Origin of the sequence: Massilia sp. 2TAF26, from assembly GCF_052115005.1 — a bacterium.
Classification (GTDB): Bacteria; Pseudomonadota; Gammaproteobacteria; order Burkholderiales; family Burkholderiaceae_D; genus Telluria.
In genome coordinates this window covers 280,572-293,966 of record NZ_JBFRFV010000003.1, presented here as the reverse complement: position 1 = coordinate 293,966, position 13,395 = coordinate 280,572, and the positions used below count along the sequence as shown (strand labels likewise).

The window sequence follows — 13,395 nt, the reverse complement described above, 5'->3', positions numbered from 1 at the left end:
CCCCGAATTTTTAAAAAGTGCTCTGACCCCGAATTTTTCAGGTGCGGGTCAGGATGGGGGCCAGTTCGTTCCAGACGCGATCCACGCTCATCTTGTTCATGCAGTCGTGATGCCCCAGCGGGCATTCGCGCTTGCGGCAGGGCGAGCATTCCAGGCGCAGGGAGACGGTGCGTGCGATTTCCGACAGCGGCGGCGCGTAGTCCGGATCGGTCGAGCCGTACAGCGCCACCACCGGGCGGTTCAGGGCCGAGGCGATGTGCAGCAGGCCCGAGTCGTTGGAGACCACCGCGCGCGCCTGCGCCAGCAGGGCGATGGCGTCGTCCAGCGAGGTCTGGCCGGCCAGGTTGAGGATGAGGCTGGATGCGGCGCCGGCCCTGGCCAGGACCTGGTCGCAGGCTTCCTGGTCGTTCGGCGATCCGAGCAGCGCCACCTGCACGCCCGGCACCGTGTCCGCCACGCGCGCCGCCAGCTCGCCGTAGTGGGCCGGCGGCCAGCGCTTGGCGATGCCGAACTCCGCGCCCGGGGCGAAGGCCACCAGCGGGCGCTGCAGGTCGATGCCGAGGCGCCGGGCGACGGTCTCGGTTTCTTCGCCGGCCACGATCAGCGAGGGCCGCGCCAGCTGGCCCGGCAGCGGCAGCTCGGGCTCGCGCGCCAGCGCCGCGTAGAACGGCACCATCGAGCGCGGCGGGCTGTCGTCGTGGTGCATCACGTTGACCATCCCGTAGCGCATCTCTCCCTTGTAGCCGACCCGTTGCGGAATCCGCGCGAGCCAGGGGATCAAGGCATATTTCAGGGTGTTCGGCAGCACATAGGCGTCGCGGTAGCCGCGCTTGCGCAGCTGCCGCGCCGTCTTCAGGCGCTCGCCCAGCTGCAGGGCGCGGTGCCGGAACGGCGTCTCCATGATCTGGTCGGCTTCCTGGATGCGGCGCCACACCGGCACCACCTGCGGCGGCGCCAGCACGTCGATGGCGCGCTCCGGGTGGGCCTGCTTGAGCAGGCGCAGCAGGGGCTGGGCCATCACGGCGTCGCCGATCCAGTTCGGCGAGATGACGAGGGTGCGCTCCTGGCCGTTCATGTCGCTTCCGCCGGGGTCGTGAACTGCAGCCGGTACAGGTTGGCGTAGGCGCGGCCCAGCGCCAGCAGCTCGTCGTGGGTGCCCTGTTCGACGATGCGGCCCTGCTCCATCACCACGATCAGGTCGGCGCGCTCGATGGTCGACAGGCGGTGCGCGACCACGAAGGTGGTGCGGCCAGCCATCAAGGTATCGAGCGCGGCCTGCACGGCGCGTTCGGATTCGTTGTCGAGCGCCGACGTCGCCTCGTCGAGGATCAGGATCGGCGCATCCTTGTAGATGGCGCGCGCGATCGCCACGCGCTGGCGCTGGCCGCCGGACAGGCGCATGCCGTTCTCGCCGATCATGGTCTCGACGCCGTTCGGCAGGCGCGCCACCACGTCGTCGAGGTGGGCCGCCTTGATCGCCGCCGCCAGCCGCGCATAGTCGACCTGCTCGGCGCCGTAGGCGATGTTGGCCTTCAGTGTGTCGTCGAACAGCACCACGTTCTGGCCCACCAGGGCCAGCTGGGAACGCAGGCTGGGCATCCGGATGTCCTGGTAGGGCACGCCGTCCAGCAGGATGCGGCCGCTCTCCGGCTCGTAGAACCGCGCGACCAGATTGACGAAGGTGGACTTGCCGCCGCCCGACATCCCGACCAGGGCCACGGTCTGGCCCGGCTCGACGTCGAGCGACACTTCGTCCAGCGCCCGCGCCTGGACGTTCGGGTAGCGGAAGGAAACGCGCTCGAAGCGCACCCGGCCTTGTGCGCGGCCGAGCGAGCGCGTGCCCGGATCGTGCTCGACCGGCTCGTCGATCAGCTGGAACACGGTCTCGGCGGCCGCAATCCCGCGCTGCATGGGGCCGTTCACTTCGGCCAGCGCCTTCAGCGGCGTCAGCAGCATCAGCATCGAGGTGACGAAAGCGGTGAATTCGCCCTGGGTCATGCCGGCGCGCAGGGCCAGCATCACCACCAGCGACAGCGCCAGCGAGGTCGCGATCTGGGTCACCGGCGTGGTGGCGGCAAAGGCGACCGTCATGCGCTGCGAGAAGCCGCGCAGGGCTTCGCTGCGCTGATGGAAGCGCCGGTTCTCGTAGCGCTCGCCGGAGAACACGCGAATCACCTGGTAGCCGCGCGCGGCTTCCTCGACCACCTGGGTCATCTCGGCGGTGACGCGCTGGTTCTCCCGGTTCAGGTGACGCAGGCGCTTGCTGGTGGTGCGCACGATCACCGCGGTCAGCGGCACCACCACGATCGCCACCAGGGTCAGCTTCCAGTTCAGGTGCAGCAGATAGCCCAGCAGGCCGATCACCACCAGCGTGTCGCGCACGAAGGCGACGAACACCGACTGGATCATGTCCACGACCTGGCGCACGTCGGCCACCACGGTGTTGATGATCTTGCCGGTGGACTCCTGCTGGAAGCGCGCCGCCGGCAGGCGCAGCAGGCGCTCGAAGGCCATCGCGCGCAGGTCGTTGGTCATCCGGCTCAGCACCCAGTTGTTGTAGTAGGCGGTGGCGAAGGTGCCGACGCCGCGCAGGACGAACAGCGACACCAGCACGCCGGGAATCCACCACAGCGAGAAGCCGGGCGTTTCGCGGAAGCCTTCGTCCATCAGCAGCTGCAGCGCCTTGGCGACCAGCGGTTGGGTGGCGGCCGTCAGCGCCATCGCCAGCAGCGCCAGGAAGGCGCGCCCGCGATAGGGTTTCAGGATCGCCCAGAGGCGCTTGATGATGACACTGTTATCCAATTTTTTCTTTCGCATTCAGGCAGAAGCCCATGAGCAGGAACACCATGAGCGCGTAAAACAGGCTGCCTTTCACCGACCAGAAGATCACTTCGGTCAGGCCGAAGCTCACGTAGCTGGTCACAACCAATACGCCGGCCAGCGCGACCGCCGCCTGCGGACCGCCGGGCGCGCCGCGCAGCTGACCCGCGAAGAACAGCAGCGGCGCCGCCATCGTCGCCAGCCACAGCGCGAAGCCGACCACGCCGCCGGTCGCCAATTCCTGCAATCCGTCATTATGCAGGTGCGGCAGCGACAATACCACCGGGTCGAGCCTGCCTTCGTGGGCATATTCGGCCAGGCGCGCGCGGCAGGCCTGGAAATCCATCCCCAGCAGCGGATGCTCGGCGATCAGCATGGAAGCGCCCTTCCACAGCTCGAGCCGGGTACCGACCCGGGTAAAGACGTTGCCGCCGTCGACCCAGGTGCGGACGTCGCTCACGCCTTCGTCGAAGCGCGCCTGCATGCCGCTGGCCGGCACGAACCAGGACACCAGCACCACCGCCGCGCCGACTGCCAGCAGGGCGCGCACCCGGGCGCCGCCCAGCATCCGCGCATGGCGCAGGAACAGCAGCGCCGCCAGCGCCAGCGCCAGCCAGCCGCCGCGGCTGCCGGTCAGCAGCGAGGACGCCAGCCCGGCCAGCGCGCCGAAGGCCGCCAGCCTGGACTGCCGCGGCTCGTCGCGCAAGTCGATCGCGGCCGTCACCGACAGCAGCGCCAGCAGCAGCGCCAGGTCGCCGAAGGTGATCGCATTGATCAGGCCGCCCGGGCGGTCGATTCCCAGCACCAGCCGCTGCCAGGCCACGAAGGGCAAGGCCGCCATCGCGCCGGCGATCACGCCCCACCACAGCATGCGGCGCGGCGGCCGCAGCGCCAGTACTGCCGCCAGCGCACTCACCGCAAAGAACATGCGCGCCGGCTTTTCCACCGTGTTCATATTTGCTCCGCGCACCAAGGCACAGCCCAGCACGAACAAGAAGTGCAGCAGAAAGGCTAGCACGACCCAGCGCACCTGCGGCCAATGGCGCGCCAGCGCGTCACGGCACGGCTTGAACGAGATCAAAGCGGTGATCAGGAACAGGAAACTACCAAGACTGACGCCGAACAGGGTGACGAGGCTTAGAAACGGAAACAGGAAGGCAAGGGAGCCGGTCCAGAGCTGCACTGGATCCCTTGGATTCGTCGAATTACTGTTCATTGATGTTCTTGTGGGATACTCTTGCCCCTGAATACAGCAGTGTACATCGGACCATATGCGGCACGCACAGACAATCTCGGTCGTGATCACCACCTACAACCGGCCGGATGCGCTGGCCGCGGTGGTGCGGGCATGTTTCATGCAGAACGACAAGAATTTCGAAATCATTATCGCTGATGATGGCTCGACTGCCAACACGCGTAACCTTGTGCAACAACTCGCGGCGGACGCGCCGATGCCGGTTCACCACGTCTGGCAGCCCGACGAGGGCTTCCGCGCGGCGATGGCGCGCAACCGCGGCACCCTGGCCGCGCAGGGTGAATACATCATTTTCCTGGACGGCGACTGCATCCCGCAGCGCGACTTCATCGCGCGCCACCGGGCCCTGTCGGAACCGGGCTGCCTGGTCTCCGGCAGCCGCATCCTGATGAGCGAGCGCCTGACGCGGCGGGTATTGAACGAAGGCATCGAGATTCCGGACACCGGCCTCGCCACCCGCATGGCCTGGCGCCTGCGCGGCGACCTGAACAAGACGCTGCAGCTGGGCCTGCGCTGGCCCGACCTGGGGCGCGTGCGCAACAGCTTCTCCTGGCGGCGCATCAAGAGCTGCAACCTGGCGGTCTGGCGCAGCGACCTGGAACGCGTGAACGGCTTCGACGAGAGTTTTACGGGATGGGGCCACGAGGATTCGGATCTCGTGGTGCGCCTGTTTCACGCCGGCGTGAAACGGAAGGATGGGGCGTTTGCCACCGAAGTATTCCACCTGTGGCACCGCGAGGCGCAGCGGGATCAGGAGTCCAGCAACCGGAAGGTGGTGCTGGAGCGGGCGGCGGCCAAGGTGACGCAGGCGACCGTCGGATTACGCGAACACGCTTGAGCCGTCGTTCCCGCATTCACCCGTCGTTCCCGCATTCACCCGTCGTTCCCGCATTCACCCGTCGTCCCCGCGTTCACCCGTCGTCCCCGCGCAGGCGGGGATCCAAGTTTTGCTTGAGCTGTCGAAACGCATGCAAACTTGGGGGGATAGTGCCGGGGGCACTATCCCGCCTTCGCGGGGACGACGGTAGTTTGCACGGACGACGGCAACTTTCGAGGTTTTTAGGCAGCCACCCGGAACACACTGACCGTCCGCGCCAGCTTCGCCGCCTGCTCCTGCATCGCTTCCGACGCCGCCGCCGCTTCCTCCACCAGCGAGGCATTCTGCTGGGTCACCTGGTCCATCTGGGCAATCGCCTGGTTGATGTGCTCGATGCCCGTGCCCTGCTCCCGGGTGGCGCTGCTGATCGCGCCGATCATGCTGCTGACGCGGTTCACGCTGGCGACGATCTCCTGCATCGTGGCGCCGGCATCCAGCACCAGCGTCGCGCCGTCGCCGACCTTCTCGACCGAGTCGCCGATCAGTTCCTTGATCTCCTTGGCCGCCTGGGCCGAGCGCTGGGCCAGATTGCGCACCTCGCCCGCCACCACCGCGAAGCCCCTGCCCTGCTCGCCCGCGCGCGCCGCCTCGACCGCCGCGTTCAGCGCCAGGATATTGGTCTGGAAAGCGATGCCGTCGATGACGCCGATGATGTCGACGATCTTGTTGGACGACGTTTTGATCGCTTCCATGGTGTCGACCACGCGCGCCACCACCTCGCCGCCGCGGTCGGCCACACCGGCGGCCGATTCGGCCAGCTGGCTGGCCTGGCGCGCGTTCTCGGCGCTCTGTTTGACGGTGCTGGTCAGCTCCTCCATCGAGGCCGCTGTCTCTTCCAGCGAGCTGGCCTGCTCCTCGGTGCGGCTCGACAGGTCCAGGTTGCCGCTGGCGATCTGGCTCGAGGCCGTCGCGATCAGGTCGGTGCCGCTGCGCACCTGGGTCACGATGCCGGCGAGGGCATCGCGCATGGCTTTCATGGCCGCCATCAGGCTGTCGCGGTCGCCTTCGCGCACGATCACTTCCGTGCCGAGGTCGCCGCCGGCGATGCGCCGCGCCACCTCGACCGCATAGCCCGGATCGCCGCCCAGCGAGGCTTCGATCTTGCGGGTCAGGAGCACGACCACCACGCCCAAGGCCGCGCCGATGAGCGTCAGCCAGATCGCCGATTCGCCCAGATTCCGGTAGAAGGCCTGGTCGAGGTCGTCGATGTACAGGCCGGTCATGATGTTCCAGCCCCAGGGTCGATAGGCCAGGGTGTAGGTCAGCTTCGGCACCGGCTTCTGCGCACCCGGCTTGGCCCACAGGTAGCTGGTGAAGCCGCCGCCGTCCTTCGACGCGTTGGCGGTGGCGATGGCGTCCAGGAAGACCTGGCGGCCTTCCGGATCGCGGGTGGCGCTGGTCTTCGAGCCGACCAGCTCGGCCTTGATCGGATGCATCAGCACCTGCTCGCCGTCGAACACGACCAGGTAGCCGGACTCGCCGTAGCGCAGCGCCTTGATGCGGGCCAGCGCCTGCATCTTCGCTTCCTCGATCGTCAGCGCATGGCTGGCCGCCAGCGCGCCGTATTCCTTGGCGATCGACGCCGCCATCTGGCCGGCATCGGCGAGCTGGGTCTTGCGCTCGTCAAGACGGACTTCGCGGTTGTGCAGGGAGTCGAGGACGAATACCGCGAACAGGCAAAGCAGGCTCAGCAGCAGGGGAAGGAAGAGTTTCTGTCGGAAGGAGAGTTTCATGGTGACGACACGATAAGTTGCCCTGGGACACTATCGCCAAAACCGTGCTGAAACTCGATGACAAGAAATTAAATATGGAAGATATTTTTGTGTTCAGTATCTAAACCGAACGTTGTCGCGCGTGGGCACGGTGTGCCCACCCAGGTTATCGATGCGCACCGTGCCCACGCTCACTGCATCAATACTCGACCGCCACCTCTTTCGCCCCCAGCTGCAGCTCGAGCGCATATTTCAACTCGTCCGACGGCGCCACCCGCCAGCCGTCGCCCAGCTGCACCACGCAGGGAATGCCCTGCGGCGACACGCGCAGGCTGACCGACAGGCCGTCGTGCTGGCGGTAGGGCTGCAGGATCTCGGCCAGCTTGGCCGGGCTGATCGTGCAGGCGACCTCCATCTCCAGCTTGTGGCCGTACTGGATGCGCGCCTCGGCGATGCCGAAGGCCTTCTCGGCGGTGATGCGCAGGCCGCCGTTGAAGCGGTCTTCCGAGACCTTGCCGACCACCAGCAGGAATTCGTCTTCGCGGAAGATGTTCTTGTTGGCCTCGAACAGCTCGTTGTAGATCGTGACTTCGACCACCGAGGTCTTGTCGTCCAGGGTGACGATCAGGATCTTGCCGCGCTGGGTCAGCTGGGTGCGCACGCCGGTGATCACGCCGCACAGCATGCGCGGATCGCGCGACGGCTCCAGGTCCTTCAGCTTGGTCTTGGCGAAGCGCCGCACCTCCTGCTGGTAGGAGTCGAACATGTGGCCCGACAGGTAGTAGCCGAGCGCGGTCTTCTCTTCCGACAGCTTCTGCCGGTCGGTCCAGGGCGTGGCCTTCACATACTCCGGCGGAGCGACCAGGTCGGAGTCAATGCCGCCGAACAGGCTGACCTGGTTCGCCGCCGCAGCCGCCTGGCCGGCCGCTTCCATCGCGAAGCCGACGGAAGCCAGCAGCACCGCGCGGTCGACGCCGAAGCAGTCCATGGCGCCGGCGCGGATCAGGGATTCGATGGTGCGGCGGTTGATCTGCTTGCGGTCCACGCGCAGGCAGAAGTCGAACAGGTCCTTGAACTTGCCGCCGTCCTTGCGCGCCGCGATGATGGCTTCGATCGCGCCCTGGCCGGCGCCCTTCACGCCGCCCAGGCCGTAGCGGATGTTCGACACCTGCTTGCCGGTGACGGAGCGCGGCGGGCCTTCCGGCGTGAAGCGGAACTGCGATTCGTTGACGTCCGGCGGCAGGATGGTCAGCTTGCAGACGTCGATCGAATCCTCGACCAGGATCTTGATCTTGTCCGTGTCTTCCATGGCCAGCGACATGTTGGCTGCCATGAACGCGGCGGTGTGGTGGACCTTCAAATACGCCGTGTGATACGACAGCAGCGCATAGGCGGCGGCGTGCGACTTGTTGAAGCCGTAGCCCGCGAACTTCTCCATCAGGTCGAAGATCTCGTCGGCCTTCTCGGTCGACAAGCCGTCCTTGGCGGCGCCGGCGCGGAAGATTTCGCGGTGCTCCGCCATCTCCTCGGCCTTCTTCTTGCCCATCGCGCGGCGCAGCATGTCCGCGCCGCCCAGCGAGTAGCCGCCGACGATCTGCGCCATCTGCATCACCTGCTCCTGGTAGACCATGATGCCGTAGGTCTCGGACAGGATGGACTCGGTGCGCGGGTCCGGATAGTCGAACTTCTCGCCGTGCTTGCGCTTGCAGAAGTCCGGGATCAGGTCCATCGGGCCCGGACGGTAGAGCGCCACCAGCGCAATAATGTCCTCGAAGCGGTCGGGACGCGCATCCTTCAGCATGCCCTGCATGCCGCGCGATTCAAGCTGGAACACGGCGACGGTCTTCGCCTCCGTCAGCAGCTTGTACGAAGGCCGGTCGGTCAGCGGCAGCGATTCCAGGTTGAAGCCGGCGTCCTGCGGATCGAGCGCGCGGATGTAGTTCACGGCGCGGTCGAGGATGGTCAGGGTGGTCAGGCCCAGGAAGTCGAACTTCACCAGGCCGGCGGCTTCGACGTCGTCCTTGTCGTACTGCGAGACCACGCCGGCGTCGCCGCCCTGGGTGTACAGCGGGCAGAAGTCGGTCAGCTTGCCGGGGGCGATCAGCACGCCGCCGGCGTGCATGCCGATGTTACGGGTGATGCCCTCGACCTGCTGGGCAAGATCCAGCAGCTGCTTCACCTCTTCCTCGTTCTCGAGGCGTTCCTTGAGCATCGGCTCTTCTTCGATCGCCTCGGCGATCGAGACCGGCTTGCCCGGCTTGAACGGAATCAGCTTGGAGATGCCATCGCAGAAGGTATAGCCGAAGTCCATCACACGGCCGACGTCGCGGATCGCGCCCTTGGCCGCCATGGTACCGAAGGTGGCAATCTGCGAGACCGCGTCGCGGCCGTACAGGTCCTTCACGTGCTGGATCACCAGCTCTCGCTTTTCCTGGCAAAAGTCGATGTCGAAGTCGGGCATCGAGACGCGTTCCGGGTTCAGGAAGCGCTCGAACAGCAGGTTGTATTTCAGCGGATCGAGGTCGGTGATCTTGAGGGCGTAAGCGACCAGCGAGCCCGCGCCGGAACCGCGGCCCGGGCCGATCGGCACGCCGTTGTTCTTGCCCCACTGGATGAACTCCGCCACGATCAGGAAGTAGCCCGGGAACTTCATCTTGATGATGGTGTTGTTCTCGAACTCCAGGCGCGCTTCGTAGCGCGGGCGTTCCTTTTCGCGCTGCTCCGGATCCGGGAACAGCTGGACCAGGCGTTCCTCCAGTCCCTTCCTGGTCTCGGCGATGAGAAACTCGTCGATGGTCATGCCCGGGGTCGGGAAGTTCGGCAGCTGCGGCTTGCCCAGCGTGAGCGTAACATTGCAGCGCTTGGCGATTTCGACGGAATTGGCGAGCGCGCCCGGCAAATCCTTGAACAGCTCGGCCATCTCGTCCTGGGACTTGAAGCACATGTTCTCGTTGAAGCGGCGCACGCGCTTGGCGTTGGCCAGCATCTCGCCTTCCGCGATACAGACGCGCGCTTCGTGGGCGATGAATTCTTCCTTCTTGATGAACTGCACCGGGTGGGTCGCCACCACCGGCAGCCCGAGGCGGCCGGCCAGCGCCACCGAGTGGCGCACCTGCTGCTCCTGGTTGGGCTGGCCGGCACGCTGGATCTCGACGTAGAAATGGCCCGGGAAGATGCGCGCCCAGCGCTGTGCGCAGGCCTCGGCCTTCTCGATGTCGCCGTTGTCGATGGCCTGGGCGACGTCGCCGAAGGGGCCGCCCGACAGGACGATCAGGGCGTTCGACTGCGGCACGTCCGGCTCCAGGGTCGATACCGACGTCGCCAGAGCTTCCAGCCACTCGACGCGGATTTCCGCCCTGCCCTTGTACTGGTTGGTGAGCCAGGCCTTGGACAGCAGCTCGCACAGCTGCAGGTAGCCGGTCTTGTTCTTGCAGAGGATCAGCAGGCGGAACGGCTTGTCGCGGTTCTCGTCGTTGGTGATCCAGGCGTCGACCCCGACGATGGGCTTGAGGCCCTTGCCGCGCGCGGCCTTGTAGAAGCGGACCAGGGCGAAGGCGTTGGCCAGGTCGGTCACCGCCAGCGCCGGCTGCTGGTCCTTCACGGCCGCAGCCACCAGGTCGTCGATGCGGACCAGGCCGTCGACGATCGAGTATTCGGAGTGTACGCGCAGGTGGGTAAAAGTCGGGGCAGTCATCCCATCATTTTACCGCGCCCGGCCCGCTGCTGCGATGCCAGGTTTCTTTATGTCATTGTGTTGTGGCAATTTCACCAATCCGCGTCGACTTGTCTTTTCCATAATGACGGCGCATGCGCAGGAAGGGTTCTTCGATCGTGTTATAGCTCAGGGTTGCCAGCAGCCAGGTGGCGACATAGGTGATCAATATCATGATGGCCGCATCGATCCAGCCGTTGCCGACCAGCCTCACCATGCCGACTTGGGTTGCCAGCAAATGCAACAAAGCCATGTGCAAGAGGTAGAAGGAAAAGCTGACCTTGCCGCCATGGCAAAGCACGCGTTCGATGGGTGCCGGAAGGCGTGGCTGGAAGGATACCCAGGCCAGGATGAAGATCGCCCAGCCCAGGCTCTCGATCATCGACCAGAAGATCCAGAACACCGATTTCGGCGTCGCCCCGAAGGGTGCGATACGGTGCAGCGCGGCGGTGTCGCAGACCACCAGCGCAAAGGAAATCAGCAGCAGCCAGGGCGAAAAAGCGTGCAGGCGTCCGCGGATCCGCGGCTGCTGGTACAGCATGGCGGCCAGCATGCCGATCAGGAACTGGTCGAAACGGCCGACGAAGGTGCAGAAATACATCAGCGTGCTGTTTTCGTTGACGGTATAAGCGCTGAGTTTAAAAAAGAACATCAGCAACAGCAGATTGAGCAGATAGCCCGGACCGCGTTCCATGGCAAAGCGCGCCAGGAAGGGGAATACCATATAAAACAGGAATTCCAGCGAAATGGTCCAGGCCGCGCCCGTGATCGGCGTGCCCGAGGTCGGCGCGTGGCCGAGATTGGTCGCGAACACGTACAGCAGGTCCTGGGGCTGGAAATTGTCGCGCCCGATCGAGGTGGCGACCAGGAAGATGGTCAGGAACAAGGGAAAGATGCGCAGCACGCGGTTGCGCACGAAGTCGCCGTAGACGATCCCTTTCTGATGCAGGGCGATCTGCATGAACAGGAAGCCCGACAGGGTGAAGAACAGGCCGACCCCGGTATGCCCTTCCGTGATCAGGCCGGCCCACGGCGTCACCAGCGCCGGCCCGCCGAGGCCCCGGTACTCGAGTTGAAAATGAAACAGGAAGACAATGGTCGCGGCCAGCCAGCGCAATTGATCGATGCGCGGGTTGTACTGCAGATTGAGCGAGTTCATAAGGGCCGGCTGAGGTTGCGCAAAAAATAGCATTTTAATTCGAACTACCGCGAAACTACACCTTATCCACATCCCGGCTGACCTCACGCCGGCACTGTCTTATAATTGCTGGCTGTCTTCCTGTATTTGCTCCCCAATGAACATGCACGTCAATATCGCCGCCTACAAATTCGTCACCCTCGAGAACCTCGAAGAGATGCGCCAGCAATACCAGGCGCTGTGCAATGAGCTCGGCTTGAAAGGCACTGTGCTGCTGACGCCGGAAGGCATCAATATGTTCGTCTCCGGTCCGCGCGAGAACATCGACCAGTACCTGGCCTGGGTACGCAGCGACGCCCGCCTGGCCGACCTGGAATGGAAGGAAAGCCTGTCGGAGGAACAGTCGCACCGCCGCATGCTGGTACGCATCAAGAAGGAAATCATCACGATGCGCATGCCCCTCATCAAGCCGGAACTGGGCCGTGCGCCCTCGGTGGCGCCGAAGACGCTCAAGCGCTGGCTCGACCAGGGACATGACGACGACGGCGTGCCGGTGGTGATGATGGAAACCCGCAACGCCTTCGAAGTGGACGTCGGCACCTTCGAGAACACGCTCGACTACCGTATCGACAAGTTCAGCGAGTTCCCGGACGTCGTCGCCAGGCACAAGGATGAGCTGCAGGGCAAGACTGTGGTGACCTTCTGCACCGGCGGCATCCGTTGCGAAAAGGCCGCAATCCACATGCAGAACATCGGCTACGAGCGCGTCTACCAGCTCGACGGCGGGATCCTGAAATACTTCGAGGAAGTCGGCGGCGACCACTACAAGGGCGACTGCTTCGTCTTCGATTACCGCACGGCGCTCAACCCCAAACTGGAGCCGACCGAAACCGTGCAGTGCTTCGCCTGCCGTGCAGTGGTGACGCCGCGCCAGCAACTGGCGCCCGAGTACGTGGTTGGCGTTTCCTGCCCGCATTGCTTCGACCATCAGGCCCAGGACCCGCAAGCGCAGGGCCAGGCACAGGTTTAAGGTTGCAGAACGACACACCGCCGGTCATGCCGGCGGTGATTTTTTATTTCATTCACGCGGCTTGCGTGAAATAAAATTCAGCCGAACAGCGGATGTGCGGGATCGGCAACGCCGATCAGGCCCACAGGATGGTCTGCCAGACCGGTCGCGGCCTTGACCATGTTCTCGATGGTGATGTCGATATTGCCCGGGTCGACGGCAGCCGCGCCCGATGCCAGGTCGTGGATGGCGGCAAGATAGTCCGATGCCATCTTGAGGCCGGCCGGGGTCGAATACGCCTGCTGCTCGGCGGGCTGGTCCAGGTGTGCCGTGAAGACGCTGGCAGTCGCCACTTTCCCGTTATAGGCGACACCGTCATTGCCCTGGGCGCCACCGGCGATCTGGGTCACGACGTTATCGATGCTGATCGCTTTCTTGTCCAGCAGATTGGCCCAGTAGTCGGCACCGGCAGTCTCGGCGGGGCGTCCGAACAGATGCTGGTACACCGCGTTGACCGTGGCGTGGCTGTCCATGCCCGCATACATCGCCTTGTATTCCGGCGAAGCGGCAAAGCTTGCCGAAATCTGCTGATAGCCGGTCGGATTATTCGCGAGGATATTGGTCCAATAAGCCAGGCCGGCAACGTCCGCCGGACGGCTGAAATATGCAACGTAAAGCTTCTGGACTTCTGTTTGCGTCGTAGTCGCCATCATGGCCTCCTTTTAGATAAGTGTAAAAAAATATACCGTATCCGTCTTTTTGGAGGCGCACTCAACCGTGCAGCATGTTTCGTAAGTTCTTGAAAGAAAAAGATTTTTTCCCAGAAATCCACGTCGCATACGCAGAAGTGTTAAATATCTAACCCAAGCGGG

9 protein-coding genes are annotated in these 13,395 nt (G+C 64.6%); 2 read left to right on the top strand and 7 right to left on the bottom strand.

Features of this window, described 5'->3' with window-relative positions:
• Positions 1–37: 37 nt before the first annotated feature.
• From waaF to AB4Z32_RS04950, 3 genes are read right to left on the bottom strand one after another with little or no spacing between them, the layout of a single operon-like run.
• Positions 38–1,075: a lipopolysaccharide heptosyltransferase II gene (waaF, locus tag AB4Z32_RS04960; protein WP_441934800.1), complete on the bottom strand. Its 1,038-nt coding sequence runs from the start codon at positions 1,073–1,075 to the stop codon at positions 38–40.
• Positions 1,072–2,802, bottom strand: coding sequence for a lipid A export permease/ATP-binding protein MsbA (msbA, locus tag AB4Z32_RS04955; RefSeq protein WP_441934799.1), 1,731 nt, complete (start codon positions 2,800–2,802; stop codon positions 1,072–1,074). Before msbA ends, waaF begins: the two co-directional genes overlap by 4 nt.
• A complete protein-coding gene (locus tag AB4Z32_RS04950) occupies positions 2,795–3,775 on the bottom strand; it encodes an O-antigen ligase family protein (RefSeq protein WP_441934798.1) in 981 nt (326 codons plus the stop codon). The genes msbA and AB4Z32_RS04950 overlap by 8 nt, the downstream gene beginning before the upstream one ends.
• 316 nt (positions 3,776–4,091) lie before the next feature.
• On the opposite strand from AB4Z32_RS04950, the gene AB4Z32_RS04945 reads away from it, so the two are divergent.
• Entirely contained in the window at positions 4,092–4,913 is an 822-nt protein-coding gene (locus AB4Z32_RS04945; protein ID WP_441934797.1) for a glycosyltransferase family 2 protein, read from the top strand.
• A gap of 221 nt (positions 4,914–5,134) precedes the next feature.
• On the opposite strand, the gene AB4Z32_RS04940 is transcribed toward AB4Z32_RS04945, so the two are convergent.
• The 3 genes from AB4Z32_RS04940 to AB4Z32_RS04930 form a co-directional block, all read right to left on the bottom strand.
• Positions 5,135–6,685 carry a methyl-accepting chemotaxis protein gene (locus AB4Z32_RS04940; protein ID WP_441934796.1) on the bottom strand — a complete coding sequence of 517 codons (1,551 nt, stop codon included), beginning with the start codon at positions 6,683–6,685 and terminating at the stop codon, positions 5,135–5,137.
• A 178-nt stretch (positions 6,686–6,863) separates the two neighbouring features.
• Entirely contained in the window at positions 6,864–10,358 is a 3,495-nt protein-coding gene (gene dnaE, locus AB4Z32_RS04935) for a DNA polymerase III subunit alpha (protein WP_441934795.1), read from the bottom strand.
• 52 nt (positions 10,359–10,410) lie between these two features.
• On the bottom strand, positions 10,411–11,535 hold the full coding sequence (locus AB4Z32_RS04930; protein ID WP_441934794.1) for an acyltransferase family protein: 1,125 nt from the start codon (positions 11,533–11,535) through the stop codon (positions 10,411–10,413).
• A 136-nt stretch (positions 11,536–11,671) separates the two neighbouring features.
• Here AB4Z32_RS04930 and AB4Z32_RS04925 point away from each other — a divergent pair, with 136 nt between their 5' ends.
• The gene (locus tag AB4Z32_RS04925) at positions 11,672–12,544 is read left to right on the top strand and encodes a sulfurtransferase (protein ID WP_441934793.1); all 873 of its coding nucleotides are present in this window, start codon (positions 11,672–11,674) and stop codon (positions 12,542–12,544) included.
• Between the two features lie 77 nt (positions 12,545–12,621).
• On the opposite strand, the gene AB4Z32_RS04920 is transcribed toward AB4Z32_RS04925, so the two are convergent.
• Entirely contained in the window at positions 12,622–13,236 is a 615-nt protein-coding gene (locus AB4Z32_RS04920) for a DUF4214 domain-containing protein (RefSeq protein WP_441934792.1), read from the bottom strand.
• Positions 13,237–13,395 lie beyond the last annotated feature (159 nt).